Source organism: Pseudomonas sp. lyk4-R2A-10, assembly GCF_030209075.1.
GTDB classification, from domain to species: domain Bacteria; phylum Pseudomonadota; class Gammaproteobacteria; order Pseudomonadales; family Pseudomonadaceae; genus Aquipseudomonas; species Aquipseudomonas glycinae.
The window spans coordinates 466,000-486,349 of sequence record NZ_JARVSR010000001.1; the positions used below are offsets into that span (position 1 = coordinate 466,000).

Genomic DNA, 20,350 nt, shown 5'->3' on the forward strand with positions numbered 1-20,350 from the left:
TGTGCTCAAGCGGGTTTCTCAGTGCATCTGTAATTAGTTGTCGCATTGAAGAAATATCGGCTTCGGGCCTGTCGTTAGAATGCCGATCACTCGCTCGTCGTGGCTTGCGTTGAAGCCTTCGCGGTTTTGACTGGAATTGTCCCACGCACGCAGCAACCGATTTCGTTACACCCATTCGCATATTGGGCTGTCGCTCACTCTGCCGTTTTTGCCCTTTACCGATGGAGTCCCAAGATGAAGAAACTTGTGCTGCTTGGCGCCCTGGCACTGTCCGTGCTGTCCCTGCCGACATTCGCCGATGAAAAGCCTCTGAAAATCGGTATCGAAGCGGCTTACCCTCCATTCGCCTCCAAAGCGCCGGACGGCAGCATCGTCGGTTTCGACTACGACATCGGCAACGCGCTGTGCGAAGAGATGAAGGTCAAGTGCCAGTGGGTCGAGCAAGAGTTCGACGGTCTGATCCCGGCACTGAAAGTGCGCAAGATCGACGCGATCCTGTCGTCCATGTCGATCACTGACGACCGCAAGAAGTCCGTGGACTTCACCAACAAGTACTACAACACCCCGGCCCGCCTCGTGATGAAGGAAGGCACTCAGGTCAGCGAAGGTCTGGCTGAGCTCAAGGGCAAGAACATCGGCGTGCAACGTGGTTCGATCCACGAGCGTTTCGCCCGCGAAGTCCTGGCCCCGCTGGGTGCCGAGATCAAGCCTTATGGTTCGCAGAACGAAATCTACCTCGACGTGGCCGCCGGCCGCCTCGACGGCACCGTGGCGGACGCTACGCTGTTGAATGACGGCTTCCTGAAAACCGACGCCGGCAAAGGCTTCGCGTTCGTGGGTCCGGCGTTCACCGACGTCAAATACTTCGGCGACGGCGTAGGCATCGCGGTACGCAAGGGCGACGCCCTGAAAGACAAGATCAACACCGCCATCGCGGCCATCCGCGAGAACGGCAAGTACAAGGCAATCCAGGACAAGTACTTCGACTTCGACATTTACGGCAAGTAAAGACGTCGCTCGACCCGTCCGAAATGGCGCAAGCAACAGGATCTCTGCGGTTTGCGCCATTTTTTCATCCCAACTTTCGAGGACCTGAATCATGTTGAAAGGCTACGGGGCTGTCATCCTCGATGGCGCTTGGCTGACGCTTCAGCTCGCCTTGTCGTCCATGGCCCTGGCCATCGTTCTCGGGCTGATCGGCGTCGCGTTGCGCCTGTCGCCGGTGCGCTGGCTGGCGTGGCTGGGCGATCTGTATTCCACGGTGATTCGCGGGATTCCCGACCTGGTGCTGATCCTGCTGATCTTCTACGGCGGTCAGGACCTGCTCAACCGCGTTGCGCCTATGCTCGGCTATGACGACTACATCGACCTGAACCCGCTGGCCGCCGGTATCGGCACCCTCGGCTTCATCTTCGGTGCGTACCTGTCGGAAACCTTCCGCGGCGCGTTCATGGCGATCCCCAAAGGTCAGGCCGAAGCGGGCATGGCGTACGGCATGAGCAGCTTCCAGGTGTTCTTCCGGGTGCTGGTGCCGCAGATGATTCGTCTGGCGATTCCGGGCTTCACCAACAACTGGCTGGTGTTGACCAAGGCCACCGCGCTGATTTCCGTGGTCGGTCTGCAAGACATGATGTTCAAGGCCAAGCAGGCGGCCGACGCCACCCGCGAGCCTTTCACCTTCTTCCTCGCAGTGGCGGCGATGTACCTGGTGATCACCAGTGTCTCGTTGCTGGCGCTGCGTCACCTTGAGAAGCGCTACTCGGTAGGCGTAAGGGCGGCTGATCTATGATCTTCGACTACAACGTCATTTGGGAGGCCCTGCCGCTGTACTTCGGCGGTCTGGTCACGACCCTCAAGTTGCTCGCGCTGTCGCTGTTCTTCGGTCTGCTCGCGGCCCTGCCGCTGGGGCTGATGCGCGTATCCAAGAACGCTGTGGTCAATGGCGCAGCCTGGCTCTACACCTACGTGATTCGCGGCACGCCGATGCTGGTTCAACTGTTCCTGATCTACTACGGTCTGGCCCAGTTCGAAGCGGTGCGCGAGAGCTTCCTCTGGCCGTGGCTGTCCAGCGCAACGTTCTGTGCGTGCCTGGCGTTCGCGATCAACACCAGCGCCTACACCGCCGAAATCATCGCCGGCAGCCTGAAGGCCACGCCGAACGGCGAGATCGAAGCGGCCAAGGCCATGGGCATGTCGCGCGTCAAGATGTACAAGCGCATCCTGCTGCCATCGGCCCTGCGCCGGGCGCTGCCGCAGTACAGCAACGAAGTGATCATGATGCTGCAGACCACCAGTCTGGCGTCCATCGTGACCCTGATCGACATCACCGGCGCGGCCCGCACCGTCAACGCGCAGTTCTACCTGCCGTTCGAGGCGTACATCACCGCCGGCGTGTTCTACCTGTGCCTGACCTTCATTCTGGTGCGCCTGTTCAAGCTGGCCGAGCGTCGCTGGCTGAGCTACCTGGCCCCGAGGAAGCACTGATATGGAACGCATCGACCACGTTCTGCCGTGGAGCCACCTGGGCAGCGAGCGCCGGATTTCGGTGTTCAGCTTTGGAAATAGAGAGCGCAGTGGTGGGCGCAAGGCCTACATCCAGGCCAGCCTCCACGCTGACGAACTGCCCGGCATGCGCACCGCATGGGAACTGAAAAAACGCCTCGGCGAACTCGAAGCCAAGGGCCTGCTCAACGGCGTCATTGAGCTGGTGCCGGTGGCCAACCCGCTGGGTCTTGGCCAGTTGCTGCAAGGCAACCACCAGGGCCGTTTCGAGGCCGGCAGCGGCAAGAATTTCAACCGTGATTTCGTCGAGCTCAGCGCCCCCGTGGCCGCCAAGCTGGAAGGACAACTCGGTGATGATCCGCACGCCAACATCCGTCTGATCCGTCAGGCGATGGCCGACCATCTGGCCGAATTGCCTGAAGCGAGTAGCCAGTTGCAAGGCATGCAGCGCATCCTGCTGCAACACGCCGCCACCGCCGATGTGGTGCTGGATCTGCATTGCGACTGTGAAGCCGCGCTGCACATGTACGCGTTGCCGCAGCACTGGCCGCAGTGGCGTTCGCTCGCTGCGCACCTGGACGTGAAGGTCGGCTTGCTGGCGGAAGATTCCGGCGGCAGCTCGTTCGACGAAGCCTGTTCGCTGCCGTGGCTGCGTTTGTCGCGTCTGTTCCCGGACGCGCAAATTCCACTGGCGTGCCTGGCGACCACCGTTGAACTCGGCGGTCAGGCTGACACCACGCCGGCGCAGGCCGAAGCCTGGGCCGAAGGCATTCTGGCGTTCCTCGCCGAGCAGGGCCTGATCCGTGGCGAGTGGCCGAGCGCGGCGCACGAACCATGCGAAGGCATGCCGTTCGAAGGCACCGAAATGCTCCTGCCGCCGCATCCCGGCGTGGTGAGTTTTCTGCGCAAGCCCGGCGAGTGGGTTGAAGCCGGTGACAAGATTTTCGAAGTGATCGATCCGCTGTCGGATCGGGTCAGCACGGTGTGTGCTGGTACGTCCGGGGTGCTGTTTGCCATTGAGCGGCTGCGTTACGCCCAACCCGGTTTCTGGCTGGCCAAAGTGGCGGGGCGCGATGCGCTGCGCGACGGCCCTTTGCTCAACGACTGACTGTTTTTGTGAGAACCGACCGCATGTACAAACTTGAAGTCCAAGACCTGCATAAACGCTATGGCAGTCACGAAGTGCTCAAGGGCGTTTCCCTGAAAGCGGCCGCCGGCGATGTGATCAGCATCATCGGCTCCAGTGGCTCCGGCAAAAGTACTTTCCTGCGCTGCATCAACCTGCTTGAGCAGCCGCACGCGGGCAAGATCCTGCTCAACAACGAAGAGCTGAAACTGGTGGCGAACAAGGACGGCGCGCTGAAAGCCGCTGATCCGAAACAGCTGCAGCGCATGCGTTCGCGCCTGTCGATGGTGTTCCAGCACTTCAACCTGTGGTCGCACATGACCGCGCTGGAAAACATCATGGAAGCGCCGGTTCACGTGCTGGGTGTGTCCAAGGCCGAAGCCCGCGAGAAAGCCGAGCACTACCTGAACAAGGTCGGCGTGGCTCATCGTAAGGATGCGTTCCCGGGGCACATGTCCGGTGGCGAGCAGCAGCGCGTGGCAATCGCCCGTGCGCTGGCGATGGAACCGGAAGTGATGCTGTTCGATGAACCGACTTCCGCCCTCGACCCGGAACTGGTCGGCGACGTGCTGAAAGTCATGCAGGCCCTCGCTCAGGAAGGCCGGACCATGGTGGTGGTGACCCACGAAATGGGCTTCGCCCGTGAAGTGTCGAACCAGCTGGTGTTCCTGCACAAAGGTGTCGTCGAAGAAAGCGGTAACCCGCGTGAAGTGCTGGTCAATCCGCAATCGGAACGTTTGCAACAATTCCTCTCGGGCAGCCTCAAGTAATCGCTCCCGTTATGCACCAGATTAGGTCATGCTGCGCAGCGCGCCAGATGGTCTAATTTGGTTGCAGCCGATTTCGGTTTTTCCCTCTGTTTACGTTTCGGATCGCCCGCCATGACTGCCCATCGAATTGGTTTCCTGATTTGGCCCAGCACTAAAGCTCTGACTTTGGCGCTGGCAGAGGAGGCCTTGCGTGTTGCCCAGCGTGTGCATCCGGACGTGGTTTACGAGTTGTCCTTCCTGCAGGCCGAAGCACCGGCCGAGGGTGAATGGCAACTGCCCGGCGAACCCTGGGCCGGCAAGCTCGAAAACTTCCAGAAACTGTTCCTGCTCGCCGATGAGCCACCGACCACGTTGGCGCCGGCACTCAGCAGCGCACTCAAGCAACTGGTGCGCGCCGGTTGTGTGATCGGCGGTCTGTCGGCCGGTGTGTATCCGCTGGCGCAACTCGGTCTGCTCGACGGTTACCGCGCGGCGGTGCACTGGCGCTGGCAGGACGATTTCGCCGAACGCTTCCCGAAAGTCATCGCCACCAGCCATTTGTTCGACTGGGATCGCGATCGCCTGACCGCGTGCGGCGGCATGTCGGTGCTCGATCTGTTGCTGGCAGTTTTGGCTCGCGATCACGGTGCGGAGCTGGCCGGTGCGGTCTCCGAAGAACTGGTGGTCGAGCGCATCCGCGAAGGCGGCGAGCGTCAGCGCATTCCATTGCAGAACCGCCTCGGCTCCAGCCATCCGAAGCTCACCCAAGCGGTGCTGCTGATGGAAGCCAACATCGAAGAGCCGCTGACCACCGACGAAATCGCCCAGCACGTGTGCGTGTCCCGTCGGCAGCTGGAGCGGATCTTCAAGCAATACCTCAACCGCGTGCCGAGCCAGTACTACCTGGAACTGCGCCTGAACAAGGCCCGGCAGATGTTGATGCAGACCAGCAAGTCGATCATCCAGATCGGCCTGTCGTGCGGATTCTCGTCGGGGCCGCATTTCTCCAGCGCCTACCGCAACTTCTTCGGCGCCACGCCGCGGGAAGACCGCAACCAGCGGCGCAGCAGCAGTCCTTTCGAACTGTCGTCGGTGCCGCCAGAGCGCGGTTGACCGGTTAGCCCCTGCGCCATGGAGATCGACCCCATGGCGCTGGCGTTTCAGATGTCCTTCAATCTTCGATTTCGGCACTGGGGCGAGTTTGCACCTGTGGATGTTCCATGACGTCGTCAACGTTCAGGGTCATCCCCGTTTCCTGGTAGTAAGCCCGAATTCGCTGCATGGCCTGGGCGGAGAAGGGATTGCCGTACAGGTCGTAGCGATCGCCGACGTGGGCAGGCACCTCCATGAGTGCATCGGGCATTTCAGTGATTTCATTGCCCGACAGATCCACTTCCATCCAGTTGAAATTCTCCAGTACACCCTTGGGGATTTCCCTGATGCCGGTGGTGCTCAGGTCCAGGTCGGTGAGGTTCTGCAAATTGCTGAGGTCAGGTGTCAGTCCGAGCGGGTTATTGTGCAGATGCAGCAGATCAAGTTGGTCCAGACTTGCCAGCCCGGCCACGTCCTGCGGCGATAACGTGAGATTGCAGGTCGGCAGGCTCAAGGTGGTGAGTCGCTTCATCCGGAACACGGCTTCGGGGATGGAGGGCAGGTCGTAACCTTGAATATCGACGCTTTCAAGGTGGGTAAAGGCCTCGAGGAATCGACCGATCCGCGGCGAGTGATTACTGGTGCTGACCAGATAGAGATCCGAAACGTGGCCGAAGTCGGCGGTCAGTGTTGGCAACTCCCCCATGATCGGCAGCCTGAACGCAAACTGGTGGTCACTGGCGTCTGCTCCTTCGACCGGGGTTTTGCGCCAGCAAGTCAGCAATGCTTCTCGCAATGCCGTTCTGATTTGCTCTTGCATCAGGCGCTGGTCCGGGGGGAGTGGCAGCCCGGTCACCGGATGATCGGGTATGTCGTTTTCCCAGGCGGCAAGATCACCCAGCAATTGCTCGAGTTCGGCTTCCCGGCGTGCCAGCTCGATCCGGCCATCGGCCAGTGTGCCTTCGAGGTGATAGATGAAATTACTGGCCTGTTTATCGCTCAGGGCCGGGTAGAGCGTCTGGACGCGTGCGATGTCCGACGGCTCGGCCAGCACGCCAAGGTCTTCCCCGGTTCGGCGGAAGTAATCCTTGATGCGCTCGCGGGTGGCCGCGTCCAGCGGATTGTCGCCCAGGTCAATGCCGTTGCTGGCGGAGGCAGGCAAATCGAAAAGCTCGGCGGGCAGTTCGGTCACGCGATTGCCGCTGAGGATGGCGGTTTCCAGCCAGGGAGGATCCAGCAAACTCGATGGCAGCCGGGTAATCCCGGTGTTCGACAGATCGAGAAATTCCAGTTCCGGCAGGCCGCGGATATCCGGCAGCCGGCCCAGCGGATTGCTGTAAAGATCGAGTCTGACCAGTTGCTTCAGTGACGCCAGCGTAGCGCTGCCCTTGTCATCCAGTACGACCCCGCAGTTGCTCAGCACCAGTTGCTGAAGATCCGGCATTGCGGTCAGTGCGGGTGGCACTTCGGTCAATGCCAGATCACGCAATTCGAGCGAGTCGAGGCCGGTGAACCCTCGCAGGAAGCCTGTGCCTGCCCGTAACTGAGCATTGCCGGTGATCGATAGCGTTGTCACGTGAGAAAAGTCGGCACTCAAGTCCGGCAGGTCACCGATGAAGGCCGGATTGAGGTTGAGCACCGTGCTTCGCCTCTCGGGGTGTTCGCGAGACCTTTCGCGCCAGAACGATTCGATCTCCTGTCGGAACATCCTGCGACTGGCATGCTCTGCGGATCGATCACTGGCGGTCAGCTCGATGCCGCTTGCCGGATAACGATCAGGGACGTCGGTCACCCATTTTTCGAGGTCGCCTTCAAGCTGCCGCAGTTCGGTCTCCCAGCGCTCGATCTGTAATCGACCGAAGTCGAGAGTTCCCGGCAGCAGGTACAGCACTCGATTGGCGTCATCATCGCTCAGGGATGGAAACAGCTCACGGATCCGCTCGAGGTCTTCTCGAGGCATTGAAACGCCGAAGTGCTGCCTGAACTGCTGGTAACAGAGCTTGATGCGTTCGCGCGTGCTGGATGACAACGGGTTGTCGGCGAGGCTGAGTTGCTTGGGCGGGCGGGCGGAAATATCGAAAAGGATGTCGGGCAGATCGCGGATCCGGTTGCGTTCGAGCATGGCGACGAGCAGTCGTGGATGACCGAGCAAACCGTCGGGCAGGCTCGAAATCCCGGTATCGATCATGCGCAGTTGCACCAGGGCTGGCAGCGCTTCGAGGGGCGGATGGGCGCCCAGCGGGTTTCGGCTCAGATTCAAATACCGAAGATCTTCAAGAGACGACAGGGATGTGCGGCTTTGCGGGGTCAGCGTCAATCCACAATGCTCCAGAACCAGGCGCTGCAGTGAAGGCATGCGCATGGACGTCAGCGGGTTCTGGCCCAGGTTGAAATCGTGCAGTTCCAGGTGGCGCAAGGTGTTGAAGGGTTGCAGGAAACCGTCGACGTTGCGGAGAGCGTCATGCCCTGTGAGTGAGACTTCGCGGATGTGGCTGAAGTCGGTCGTCAGGGTGGGCAGTTCGCCGATGAATGTCACACGTGCTACCAGTGAATCGCCCCGCTGCCTGGGGTTTTCCGGCATTCGTGAGCGCCACAGGGTTTGCAACTGTTCGGCAAACGCTGTTCGTGCCGAATGTTCGGCGAGGAACTCCCGTGGTGAGAGGGGTTGATGGCTGAAAGGATGCTCGTGGGGCACTGCCATTTTCCATTGCGACAGATCGGCGGTGAGTTGCTCGAGCTCGGCTTTCCAGTGCCTGAGCTGGCGGCGTCCGTGTTCCAGGTCACCGGGTAACCCGTAAAACACCTCGCTGGCCTCTTCGCCGTCCAGGTCGGGAAACAGCGCCTGGGTGGCATCGATGTCAGCCTGTTTGGCGATCACGCCGAAATCCATGCCGGTGTCGCGCGAGTAACGTTTGATCCGTTCCAGTGTGTCGGCGGTCAACGGATTGCCGGAGAAATCGAATCCTGCGCTGGCTTCGGCGGGCAGGTCAAAGAGCGCCTCGGGCAACTCGCTGATCCGGTTATCACTGACAATGGCCGTTTTCAATCTCGGATGGCCGGCCAATCCGGGAGGAACATCGCTGATGCCTGTGCGAGAGAGGTCCAGATACATGAGCGCTGGCAGACTGCCTGCGTCGGGCGCACTGCCCAGCGGGTTGTTAGGCAGTTCGAGTGATTCAAGCTCGCGCATCCCCGCCAGTGCAAGCTGCAGCTCGCCAGTCAAGGTCACGCCGCAGTTGTTGAGAACCAGGGTATCGAGCACGGGCAGGGCCGCCAGGGACTGTGGCAGTTGTTCAAGTGCAAAGTCATGCAGGATCAGGCGTTTCAACCGGGGAAAGCTGCGCAGAAAGGTTGAGGTGGCACGTATTTGTTTGTTCCCGTTGAGCGACAGTGCGGTGATGTGGCTGAAATCCGCCGACAGCTCCGGCATGTCACCGATGAAATTGGCTTGCGCCGATAACACATCCGCTCTCGTCAGCGGATGTGCCGTCGATCGGTGACGCCACAGCCGCTCAATTCTTCCGGCGAAAACTTCTCGCTCATAAAACTGATTGAAATGTTCGTTGGGGGTCAGCATTTCACCCGTGGACGGATCACGATTGGGTGTGTCCCGCGCCCATGTGGCCAGCTCGCTGGTCAGCCGGGTTATTTCGCTCTCCCAGCGATCCAGTTGAAGCCGACCCTGTAACAGCGAGCCGGGCAGGCTGTAAATCAGTTCGCTGGATTGACGGTCATTCAGGTCGGGAAACAGTGCCTTGATCCGGTTTATATCCGTTTGCTCGGGACGAACGCCCAGATCGCTGCCGGTCCGGTTGAAGTAGATCTTCACGTTTTCACGGGTCGCAGCAGAAAGCGGGTTGCCGAAAAAATCGTACCCTGCGGTGGAAGCAGCCGGCTGTTCGAACAAGGCATCGGGCAGTGTGGTGATCTGGTTATCGGTAAGCCATGCGCTGGTCAGGCGTGGGTGATCCAGGACGCCGCTGGGGATTTCGGAGAGGCCGGTACTGGAAAGGTTCAGATGCGTCAGGTTCGGCATGAAGGTGAAGTCGAACGTCACACCCAGTGGATTGCCTTCCAGATCCAGTGCGGTCAGCCCGTTGAGGTTCGACAGAATCGATCGGTTTTCCGGTGTCAGGACGACGCCACAGTTTTGCAGCGTCAGCTGTTTCAGACCTGCGAGCGTTGTCAGGCGCGGCGGCAGATTGTGCAGGTCGAAGTCGCGCAGGTCCATGCGTACAAGTCCCGAAAAACTTTCGAGGAAGTGGTTCATGGCACCCGGCTCGCCGCTGCCGATCAGTTCCAGATTGTCGACGTGGGAAAAGTCGGCCGTCAGGGCAGGAAGGTCACCCACGATCGGCTGTGAAAAACGCATCTGGTAACCATGCGGGCCATGCATCTCTCTGCGCCAGCAACTGCGCAGGTCGTTGGCGAATGTCTGGCGATCACGGATGGCGGCCATCTGCTGCTCGTCCGATCGACGGGTGCCGTCAGCCGGGTTGATCTCCGGTAGGTCGAACAGCCATTGATTGAGATCGCTATCGAGTTGCGCGTATTCCAGCTGAAGCCGGGACAGTTCGGCGATCGCGCCGTTCGGATGGTTGGCCAGGCGCTGCGCCATGGCGATTCGTTCGACTTCAGGCATTCTCGGGTAGATCTGTCTGATCCGGTTGTCCAGCGTGCGGGGTGCTCGCAGCGCCGGTGGCGGGTTGCGTGAATAGCCGTCCGTGCCCAGCAACCGCAAGGTATCCATGACGGGAGGCGGCACGGGATCGGGCGTGATTGTCAGCCGCAGTTCGGTACGTGGCAGCGGATTGTCACTGATGGCTTGTCTGAGTTTTCCCCCCTCGCTGATCTGCAGGTTCAAGGCGTTTCTTTGCGCGTCCGGCAGGGCTTGCAGGACGGCAGTGTAGAAATCGGTGGAGCCGTGCAGTTGCAGTCCCTGCTCGTCGTACGGCTGCCAGAGCCCATCGGATTTGAGCACCAGCACCTTCTGAATGGCGGCATCGACCGGGCCGGTGCTGTCGATCAACTGTCCCTGGGGATCTTGACCGCGCACTTCAAGGCGTACGTCTGCGGACCAGCCTGGCAATCGTTGCAGGCTGTGCAGCGCCAGCGTATCGGTATCAGGATTGCGCACAGAATCCAGCAACAACCCTTCGAAGGCGCGAGTGACGCGCAGTTCCTGCCTGGCATGTTCTGCCAGCGCCTGTTGCCGTTCGGGCCATTGTCCTTTGCTGATCATCACCAGTTCCGAACCGGTGGCCGTGTTCAGCAACTCTTCAGTCACCCTGGCAGGCAGCTGCGGCTCATGCAGGGCCGCACGCCTGATCAAGGGCTCGTCGCGCTGTTGGAGCGCCTGGTAGCGTTGCTCGAAAAGCGAAGTGCGCTGCTCTCGGGCGATCTGCGCCAGTCTGGCTCTGAGCTTGCGCGTGCGCGCTTCGATAGCGTGCATCTCTGCGAAATCCTCTCCCAGCAGCGTATTGATTTCCGGCTCGCTGAGCGTTTGCAGCAGCGTCTTGAGGACGTCGCCATCGGAGAGGCTGTCCTGTCGAATCTCAGTCATAGGAAGCTGTTCGTCGGCAGAGGATTGCCATGCAATCTCACCTTGAGCGTTGATGAAACGCAATGTCTTGCGCTGCGGCCAGGGCGTTTGCTCTGCGATAAGCCGGAGCTGGAGCAGCGGATCCGCACCTGAATAATCCTCGGGGCGGTCGCTGGCCATCCGGTCGATGAAGTCCTGCAGGTCCTGATCAATCCGGCAGCGCTGAATGCTGTCAGCCAGCAGGGGGGGCAAGCGCTCCTGGTTGACGTGCATTTTGCGCAGTGCGTCTTGCGAATAACCGCTGACCTTGAGGATCTGCTCACGTCGCACCGCAGGGAACGACTCGACGCTGTGACCGATCCGTTGCAATACGGTAGGGGCGTCCCATTCAAGCGGTCGTTCAAGCTCGGTATGAAAGGCGCCTTCGCCGTTATGGCGCACGATGGGACGGTAGGCATCTGCCCGTGCGGGGTGTTCGATGTAGAGTTTGCCGGGATGTTCATGCGGACTGACGAGGTAATGCGTCTGCTCGAGTGGCAGCAGGCTTTCGCCCTGATAGTGATGCAGGCCCTGGCGGTCGGGCCCGGTCCCTTCGGGTGGCTTGACCTGGCGCTCGTAAGGTTTCAGATCCGGTTTCCAGTAGAGGGTTTTGCCATTGCGCAGTTTGACGGGCTGGAACCGGTCAATGAATGACATGACTTCTGCCGGCAGTATTTTTGGAAGTTCTGCCAGGGCAATCCCGCCACCGAGGGCGAAGGCTCCCAGCTGAATCAATGATTCCAATGCGGTGAAAAAATGCTCGGCGGCCTCTGTAATCTGCCCTTCGGCCCAGTCGACAATCCACTCGAAGGCTTCGTCGAGAAATTGGTAGGCCATGTAGGCCATCATGATTTCTCCGAGAAACGGTACGAACGGCATCAGGACGAAGGAGGCGATCTCGAGAATCGATGACGCCACGTTGACGAAGGAGTCCCAGAGCGCCCAGCGGGCGTTAGCGTCCGTCGTGGCCGTTGATACGGCGATAGTCGCTGCGTCATTGAGGATCTTGTTCAGCTTGCCCTGGTAGAGGTGTTCCCATAGTTCTGTGGTGATGGGCGTGACGGCAAGTTGCAGTTTCGGCTTGTTTACAGGGGTGTCTCGCCAGGCAGGCAGCGGGCTTCCCGCCTCAGGCTTGTGCCATGTCACCTTGCTCAGTCGCCGGTTCAGTTCGCTGAAGAAATGACCACGTTGTTCATGGAGTACGAAACGGCTGAAGAAACGCTGATAGTCGGGGGCGCGCAATTGGCGGGTCAGTTCTTTCTCCATTTCGACGGGCGAGGCGTATTCCTTGACGGGGTGCTCGGGATCATCGGGTATGTAAGCAACCACCCGGGTCGAGGCCCTGGCCTGTTCCAGATCCGGGGTGAATATCACGATGCCGGTCAGTGTGGCCGACATCATCGTCAAATCGTGACAGCGCAGCGGTTGACGGTCGATCCGCATGCCTTCCAGACCATCGAGCAAGCCGCCGATCAGTCGAAAATATAACTCTCCGATGTCCTGGTTCATCCGTGCCAGTTGGAGGGCGGCCCTCAGTGCGGCTTTCTGACTGTCCTTGACCTCGCGGGATAACACCGCGGCGGCGACCGGACTGGTGAAACCGAGGCTGTCTTCAAGGTAGTTTTTGTAGCGGGCGCCGATGTCCAGCTCCCGGCAAAGGCTGGTGAAGGCCGGGATAGTGATTTTGCCGTTGACCTGCGGCAGCGGCTCGAACTGCCCTGTCGCAGTCGGTCTGGAAATAAAGGACGAGCCACTTTCGTAAGCCCCTTGCCGTGTTTCCTTCTCTTCGAAATTGTGCAGCGCCGCCTCTACCAGCGATACGGTCCAGACCCGGGCGCCGGTTTTGATCGCAAAGCCGGACACGGTCACCGGTATGTAGAGGCGCAGGAAGGTTTCCTTGACATCCACTTCCACGCCGAACCGGGACTTCAACGCTTGCGCAAGCAGCGGTGTTGCAAACGCGCTGGCGTCCTGCACGCGTTCGAGCCTCTGATCCACGGTGTTCTGAGCTGACATGTGGTTGGCGATCGCGGCTCTCAATTCGTCGTGATCCGCCTGCGGTGCAGTCTTGAGGGTGTCGGGAAGTGTCTTGCGATTGTTCTTCAGTGCCTCGCGCCTTTTGTCCGAGGCATTGCCCAGCCATGAGGGCATGGCGTTGACGAGCGGTTGATAATGAGAGGGCGGGTTGTGTCGGTCGTCGGTGTCGGCCGTGGCGCTGGCCCGATTGATCGGAGATTGCATGGTGATCCTGCCTTCGGCATCCGGAAAAGGAGCCCAGCAAATCAAATTGCTTTCGACAAAGTGCGGTACATAGATATGACATTGGCGGCTGCCGCAATTGATATCCTCTCAGGCCTGCTGCAATTGCTGGCGACGGTTTAAACTGCGCCTTTGCGACGCTATATGTCGCATTGCCGTAAACCCGGGAAAATCCGGGGTTTGCGCTATAAGAAGTTGTCGCTTGGCGGCAAGGCCGGGCACAAAACTGTCCTTACAATCCCCCCATCGCTCGCCAGTTTCAGGCGGGTGGCCCTCATCAGGAGACTCCGATGTCCGTTGAGCACGCTGCGGTACAACGCGCCGATTTCGACCAGGTTATGGTTCCCAACTACGCGCCTGCCGCTTTCATTCCGGTGCGTGGCGCCGGGTCCCGCGTCTGGGATCAGGCCGGCCGCGAGCTGATCGACTTCGCCGGCGGCATCGCCGTCAACGTATTGGGCCATGCGCACCCGGCGCTGGTCGGTGCCTTGACCGAGCAAGCGAACAAGCTGTGGCACGTGTCCAACGTGTTCACCAACGAACCGGCCCTGCGCCTGGCGCACAAGCTGATCGACGCCACCTTTGCCGAGCGCGTGTTCTTCTGCAACTCCGGCGCCGAAGCCAACGAGGCCGCCTTCAAGCTGGCCCGTCGTGTCGCGTTCGACCGTTTCGGCACCGAGAAATACGAAATCATCGCCGCGCTCAACAGCTTCCACGGCCGTACTCTGTTCACCGTGAACGTTGGTGGCCAGTCGAAGTACTCCGACGGTTTCGGTCCGAAAATCACCGGCATCACCCACGTACCGTACAACGATCTGGCGGCGCTGAAAGCCGCTGTTTCGGACAAGACCTGCGCGGTCGTTCTGGAACCGATCCAGGGCGAGGGCGGCGTGCTGCCGGCCGAGCTGGCTTACCTGCAAGGCGCCCGTGAATTGTGCGACGCCAACAACGCGCTGCTGGTGTTCGACGAAGTGCAGACTGGCATGGGCCGTACCGGCAACCTGTTCGCCTACCAGCATTACGGCGTGACCCCGGACATCCTGACCAGCGCCAAGAGCCTGGGCGGCGGTTTCCCGATCGCGGCGATGCTGACCACCGAAGCGCTGGCCAAGCATCTGGTCGTCGGCACTCACGGCACCACTTATGGCGGCAACCCGCTGGCGTGTGCCGTGGCCGAAGCGGTGATCGACGTGATCAACACCCCTGAGGTGCTGAACGGCGTCCATGCCAAGCACGACAAGTTCAAGACCCGCCTGCAACAGATCGGTGAGAAGTACGGCCTGTTCACCCAGGTGCGTGGTCTCGGTCTGCTGATCGGTTGCGTGCTGAGCGACGCCTGGAAAGGCAAGGCCAAGGACATCTTCAACGCCGCTGAACAAGAAGGCCTGATGATTCTGCAGGCGGGTCCGGACGTGATCCGTTTCGCCCCGAGCCTGGTGGTGGAAGACGCAGACATCGACGCCGGTCTGGATCGTTTCGAGCGTGCTGCGGCGAAATTGACCCAAGCCTGATTCATGCAAGACCGCCCGGCGTCTGTCGTCATCGACAGGTGCCGGGACCATTTTCCTGTGCCGGGCCTGCCCGGCATTTTTTTCCCGAGTCGGCGCTTTCGCCGACCTGAAGTAGAGAAAGGAGTGACACCATGCTGGTGATGCGCCCCGCGCAAATGGCTGATCTGGGCGAGGTACAGCGTCTGGCTGCGGACAGCCCGATTGGTGTCACTTCCTTGCCGGATGACGTTGAACGCCTGAGCGACAAAATCGCTGCGAGCGAAGCCTCGTTTGCCGCCGAAGTGAGCTTCAACGGCGAAGAAAGTTACTTCTTCGTCCTCGAAGACACCGCCACCGGCAAGCTGGTGGGCTGCTCGGCGATCGTCGCGTCGGCCGGTTACTCCGAGCCGTTCTACAGCTTTCGCAACGAGACCTTCGTGCACGCCTCCCGCGAGCTGAAGATCCACAACAAGATCCACGTGCTCTCGCAATGCCACGACCTGACCGGCAACAGCTTGCTGACCAGTTTCTACGTGCAGCGCGAGCTGGTGGGGTCGCCGTGGGCCGAGCTCAACTCCCGTGGCCGTCTGCTGTTCGTCGCCAGCCATCCGGAGCGGTTCGCCGATTCAGTGGTAACCGAGATCGTCGGCTATAGCGATGAAAACGGCGACTCGCCATTCTGGGACGCCATCGGTCGCAACTTCTTCGATTTGAACTACGCCGAGGCCGAACGTCTGTGTGGCCTGAAAAGCCGGACGTTCCTCGCCGAGCTGATGCCGCATTACCCGATCTACGTGCCGCTGCTGCCGGACTCCGCTCAGGAAGCGATGGGCCAGGTACACCCGCGTGCGCAGATCACCTTCGACATCCTGATGCGCGAAGGCTTCGAGACCGATCACTACATCGACATCTTCGACGGTGGCCCGACCCTGCATGCGCGTGTCTCGGGGATCCGTTCGATCGCCCAGAGCCGTGTGGTGCCGGTGAAGCTCGGCGAGCCGGTCAAAGGTGCCGGTCGCCAGTATCTGGTGGCCAACGCCCAGTTGCAGGATTACCGCGCGGTATTGCTCGAGCTGGATTACGCGCCGGGCAAACCGGTGACCCTGGATCTGGAAGCGGCCGAAGCCCTGGGCGTCGGTGAAGGTGCCAGCGTGCGCCTGGTGGCGGTTTAACGCCTTAGCGAGTTTCACGGGTGGCCACGGCGGCCCGTTTGAGGAGATAGCATGATTGTTCGTCCCGTACGCAGCAGCGATTTGTCCGCTCTGATCGACCTGGCCCGCAGCACCGGCACCGGCCTGACCACCTTGCCGGCCAACGAAGAGCGCCTGACCCACCGGGTTGGCTGGGCCGAGAAGACCTTTCGCGGTGAAGCCGGTCGTGGCGACGCGGATTACCTGTTCGTGCTCGAAGACGACAACGGTCGCGTGGTGGGGATTTCCGCCATCGCCGGCGCGGTCGGTCTGCGCGAGCCTTGGTACAACTTCCGCGTCGGCCTGACCGTCAGCGCCTCGCAGGAATTGAACATCTATCGCGAGATCCCGACGCTGTTCCTGGCCAACGACCTGACCGGCAACTCCGAGCTGTGCTCGCTGTTCCTGCACGCTGACTACCGCACCGGCCTCAACGGCCGTATGTTGTCCAAGGCGCGGATGCTGTTCATCGCCGAATTCCCGGAACTGTTCGGCAACAAGATCATCGCCGAGATGCGCGGCGTGTCGGATGACGCCGGCCGTTCGCCGTTCTGGGAAAGCCTGGGCCGTCACTTCTTCAAGATGGAATTCAGCCAGGCCGATTACCTGACCGGTGTCGGCAACAAGGCGTTCATCGCCGAACTGATGCCGAAATTCCCGCTGTACACCTGCTTCCTGTCGCCGGACGCGCGCAACGTTATCGGTCAGGTTCACCCGGACACCGAGCCGGCGCTGGCAATGCTCAAGAGCGAAGGCTTCAGCTATCAGGGTTACGTCGACATCTTCGACGCCGGCCCCGCCATCGAGTGCGAGACCAGCAAGATCCGCGCGGTGCGTGACAGCGAAGCGCTGGTGCTGGCTATCGGCACGCCGGGCGACGACGCCACGCCGTTCATCATCCATAACCGCAAACGCGAAGACTGCCGCATCACGGCTGCGCCGGCCCGTCTGGCCGCCGGCACCCTGGTGGTCGATCCGCTGACCGCCAAACGTCTTCAACTCAACGCTGGCGATCAGGTGCGCGCCGTAGCGTTGTCCGCTGCCCGGGAGTCGAAATAATGAATTCGCTATACATCGCAGGTGAGTGGCTGGCCGGTCAGGGCGAGGCCTTTCAATCGCTGAACCCGGTGACCCAGCAAGTGCTGTGGTCGGGGGAGGGCGCCACCGCCGCTCAGGTCGAGTCGGCCGTGCAGGCTGCGCGTCAGGCGTTCCCGGGCTGGGCCCGGCGTACCCTGGAAGATCGCATCAGCGTGCTCGAAGCATTCGCCGCTGCGCTGAAAAACCATGCTGACGAACTGGCCCGCACCATCGGTGAGGAAACCGGCAAACCGTTGTGGGAAGCCGCGACCGAAGTCACCAGCATGGTCAACAAGATTGCGATCTCGGTGCAGAGCTACCGCGAACGTACCGGCGAGAAGAGCGGCCCGTTGGGCGACGCCACCGCCGTGTTGCGCCACAAGCCCCACGGCGTGGTCGCGGTGTTCGGCCCTTACAACTTCCCCGGCCATTTGCCGAACGGCCACATCGTGCCGGCGCTGCTGGCCGGTAACAGCGTGCTGTTCAAACCAAGCGAGCTGACCCCGAAAGTCGCCGAGTTGACGGTCAAGTGCTGGATTGAAGCCGGTCTGCCGGCCGGCGTGCTGAACCTGCTGCAAGGCGCCCGCGAAACCGGTATCGCTCTGGCGGCGAACCCGGGCATCGACGGTCTGTTCTTTACCGGCTCGAGCCGTACCGGCAATCACCTGCACCAGCAGTTCGCCGGTCGTCCGGACAAGATTCTTGCGCTGGAAATGGGCGGCAACAACCCGCTGGTGGTCGATCAGGTCGCCGATATTGATGCTGCGGTGTACACGATTATTCAATCGGCGTTCATTTCCGCCGGTCAGCGCTGCACCTGTGCCCGTCGTCTGCTGGTGCCGGAAGGCGCGTGGGGCGACAGCCTGCTCAAGCGTCTGGTGGAAGTCAGCTCGACCATCGAGGTCGGTGCGTTCGATCAGCAGCCGGCACCGTTCATGGGTTCGGTGGTTTCCCTTGGCGCGGCGAAAGCGTTGATGGATGCCCAGGCGCATCTGCTGGCCAACGGCGCTGTGTCGTTGCTGGCGATGACTCAGCCACAGGCGCAATCGGCACTGCTGACCCCGGGCATCGTTGATGTGACGGCGGTTGCCGAGCGTTCCGATGAAGAACTGTTCGGCCCGTTGCTGCAGGTGATCCGCTACGCCGATTTCGCGGCGGCGATTGCCGAAGCCAACGACACTGCGTTTGGCCTGGCCGCAGGTCTGCTGTCGGATTCCGAAGAGCGCTACCAGCAGTTCTGGTTGGAAAGCCGTGCCGGGATCGTCAACTGGAACAAGCAACTGACCGGTGCTGCAAGCAGCGCACCGTTCGGCGGTGTCGGCGCTTCGGGCAACCACCGCGCCAGCGCCTACTACGCGGCGGATTACTGCGCGTACCCGGTGGCCTCGCTGGAAACCCCGAGCCTGGTGTTGCCGGCGGCCCTGACGCCTGGCGTGAAGATGGCATGATGCCCATCGCTGGCAAGCCAGCTCCCACAAGGGCGATGAGATCCCTGTGGGATCTGGCTTGCCAGCGATGGCCGCGCCGCGGTCTCAAAGAATAGTTACTGAAGCCTATAACAACAGATTCTCGTGGAGCCTCGCTGATGAAATCCTATGAAGTCAATTTTGACGGTCTAGTGGGGCCGACCCATAACTACGGTGGTCTGTCCTACGGCAACGTTGCGTCCCAGAGCAACAGCCAGCAATCCTCGAACCCGAAGGAAGCGGCGCTGCAAGGTCTGGCGAAAATGAAAGCGCTGATGGAAATGGGCTTTCAGCAGGGCGTTCTCGCACCGCAGGAGCGTCCGGACGTGGCTGCTCTGCGCCGTCTGGGTTTCAGCGGTACCGACGCTCAGGTGATCGAGCGCGCCGCCAAAGAAGCGATGCCGTTGCTGGTCGCCAGCTGCTCGGCGTCGAGCATGTGGGTGGCCAACGCCGCCACGGTCAGCCCGAGTGCCGACACCGCTGACGGTCGCGTGCATTTCACCGCCGCCAACCTGAACTGCAAATACCACCGCAGCATCGAGCACCCGACCACCAGTCGCGTGCTGGGCGCGATGTTCGCCAACCAGCAACACTTTGCTCACCACGCCGCGTTGCCGGCAGTGGCGCAGTTCGGTGACGAAGGCGCAGCCAACCACACGCGTTTCTGCCGTGAGTACGGCGATGCCGGTGTCGAGTTCTTCGTGTTCGGTCGCAGTGCGTTCGACACCCGCTACCCGGCGCCGCAGAAATACCCGGCGCGTCAGACCCTCGAAGCGTCGCAAGCGGTCGCTCGTTTGCACGGTCTGCGTGACGACGGAGTGGTCTACGCGCAACAGAATCCCGCCGTTATCGATCAGGGCGTGTTCCACAACGACGTGATCGCGGTGGGCAACGGCGAGGTGCTGTTCTATCACGAGGACGCGTTCCTCGACACCGATCAGATGCTGGCTGAACTGCAAGCCAAACTGGCCAAGGTCGGCGGCAAGTTCCAGTCGGTCTGCGTGCCGCGTTCGGCGGTCACCGTGGACGACGCGGTGCGTTCCTACCTGTTCAACAGCCAGTTGCTGTCGCGTCCTGACGGTTCGATGCTGCTGATCGTGCCGGAAGAGTGCCGTGGCAACGAGCGCGTGTGGAATTACCTGCAAGGCCTGACCAGCTCCGGCGGCCTGATCCGCGAAGTGAAAGTCTTCGACCTCAAGCAAAGCATGCAGAACGGTGGTGGCCCGGCGTGCCTGCGACTGCGCGTCGCGCTCAACGAAACCGAGCTGGCGGCCGTCAACCCAGGGGTTATCATGACTGCCCCGTTGTACGGTTCGTTGACCGCATGGGTTGAAAAGCACTACCGCGACCGCCTGACCGAAAGCGATCTGGCGGATCCGCAATTGCTGCTTGAATGCCGGACGGCACTGGATGAACTGACGCAAATCCTTAAACTGGGCGCGGTTTATCCATTCCAGATCAATTGATGACCGATGCGCCGCCTCGTCGCGGCGCACGGTTCCATCTCCCCAAGAGAGCGTAAAACATGAGCGATTCCCTGCAGCTGATCCTTGAAGACACTGACGGCACGCAACTGCAAACTTCCTGCACCCGCGTCGCGGTCATGTGGCAAGGCAAAGAGCTGTGGATCCAGCAGGACGGCCGCGGCCAACTGTTGATCGGCGTGGACGTCGAAGAGGGCGACGAAGAGTACGCCAACCTGCTGTTGCGCCCATTGGCGACTAATCTGGTAAGTCTGCAACTGGAGATGGAACCGGCTGACCTCGGCGACGATGACGGCCACGTGCACGGCCCGGATTGCAATCACGACCACTAAGG

Annotated in this window: 13 protein-coding genes; 12 read left to right on the plus strand and 1 reads right to left on the minus strand. The window is 61.0% G+C overall.

Going from position 1 to position 20,350, the window contains the following annotated elements; genetic code table 11:
- The first annotated feature begins 234 nt into the window (after positions 1 to 234).
- From aotJ to argR, 6 genes are all read left to right on the plus strand, one after another.
- A complete protein-coding gene (gene aotJ / locus QRN46_RS02115) occupies positions 235 to 1,008 on the plus strand; it encodes an L-arginine-binding protein AotJ (RefSeq protein ID WP_011335541.1) in 774 nt (257 codons plus the stop codon).
- Positions 1,009 to 1,099: 91 nt separating this feature from the next.
- Positions 1,100 to 1,789, plus strand: coding sequence for an ABC transporter permease (locus tag QRN46_RS02120; protein WP_007951063.1), 690 nt, complete (start codon positions 1,100 to 1,102; stop codon positions 1,787 to 1,789).
- A complete protein-coding gene (locus QRN46_RS02125; RefSeq protein ID WP_011335540.1) occupies positions 1,786 to 2,484 on the plus strand; it encodes an ABC transporter permease in 699 nt (232 codons plus the stop codon). The genes QRN46_RS02120 and QRN46_RS02125 overlap by 4 nt, the downstream gene beginning before the upstream one ends.
- 1 nt (position 2,485) lies before the next feature.
- The gene (locus QRN46_RS02130) at positions 2,486 to 3,610 is read left to right on the plus strand and encodes a succinylglutamate desuccinylase/aspartoacylase family protein (protein ID WP_221615369.1); all 1,125 of its coding nucleotides are present in this window, start codon (positions 2,486 to 2,488) and stop codon (positions 3,608 to 3,610) included.
- A gap of 23 nt (positions 3,611 to 3,633) precedes the next feature.
- Positions 3,634 to 4,398, plus strand: a complete 765-nt coding sequence (locus QRN46_RS02135; RefSeq protein ID WP_003227281.1) for an ABC transporter ATP-binding protein — start codon at positions 3,634 to 3,636, stop codon at positions 4,396 to 4,398.
- Positions 4,399 to 4,509: 111 nt separating this feature from the next.
- Positions 4,510 to 5,490 carry a transcriptional regulator ArgR gene (gene argR / locus QRN46_RS02140; protein ID WP_011335538.1) on the plus strand — a complete coding sequence of 327 codons (981 nt, stop codon included), beginning with the start codon at positions 4,510 to 4,512 and terminating at the stop codon, positions 5,488 to 5,490.
- A gap of 58 nt (positions 5,491 to 5,548) precedes the next feature.
- On the opposite strand, the gene QRN46_RS02145 is transcribed toward argR, so the two are convergent.
- Positions 5,549 to 13,291, minus strand: coding sequence for a dermonecrotic toxin domain-containing protein (locus tag QRN46_RS02145; RefSeq protein ID WP_285354228.1), 7,743 nt, complete (start codon positions 13,289 to 13,291; stop codon positions 5,549 to 5,551).
- A gap of 308 nt (positions 13,292 to 13,599) precedes the next feature.
- Here QRN46_RS02145 and QRN46_RS02150 point away from each other — a divergent pair, with 308 nt between their 5' ends.
- From QRN46_RS02150 to QRN46_RS02175, 6 genes are all read left to right on the plus strand, one after another.
- On the plus strand, positions 13,600 to 14,820 hold the full coding sequence (locus tag QRN46_RS02150; protein ID WP_011335536.1) for an aspartate aminotransferase family protein: 1,221 nt from the start codon (positions 13,600 to 13,602) through the stop codon (positions 14,818 to 14,820).
- 131 nt (positions 14,821 to 14,951) lie between these two features.
- Positions 14,952 to 15,971 carry an arginine/ornithine succinyltransferase subunit alpha gene (aruF, locus tag QRN46_RS02155; RefSeq protein WP_064598807.1) on the plus strand — a complete coding sequence of 340 codons (1,020 nt, stop codon included), beginning with the start codon at positions 14,952 to 14,954 and terminating at the stop codon, positions 15,969 to 15,971.
- Between the two features lie 51 nt (positions 15,972 to 16,022).
- Positions 16,023 to 17,048: an arginine N-succinyltransferase gene (astA, locus tag QRN46_RS02160; protein WP_011335534.1), complete on the plus strand. Its 1,026-nt coding sequence runs from the start codon at positions 16,023 to 16,025 to the stop codon at positions 17,046 to 17,048.
- On the plus strand, positions 17,045 to 18,514 hold the full coding sequence (gene astD, locus QRN46_RS02165; protein WP_201816523.1) for a succinylglutamate-semialdehyde dehydrogenase: 1,470 nt from the start codon (positions 17,045 to 17,047) through the stop codon (positions 18,512 to 18,514). The genes astA and astD overlap by 4 nt, the downstream gene beginning before the upstream one ends.
- A gap of 137 nt (positions 18,515 to 18,651) precedes the next feature.
- Positions 18,652 to 19,998: an N-succinylarginine dihydrolase gene (gene astB, locus QRN46_RS02170; RefSeq protein ID WP_011335532.1), complete on the plus strand. Its 1,347-nt coding sequence runs from the start codon at positions 18,652 to 18,654 to the stop codon at positions 19,996 to 19,998.
- Positions 19,999 to 20,057: 59 nt separating this feature from the next.
- Entirely contained in the window at positions 20,058 to 20,348 is a 291-nt protein-coding gene (locus tag QRN46_RS02175) for a hypothetical protein (protein ID WP_011335531.1), read from the plus strand.
- Positions 20,349 to 20,350: the final 2 nt, after the last annotated feature.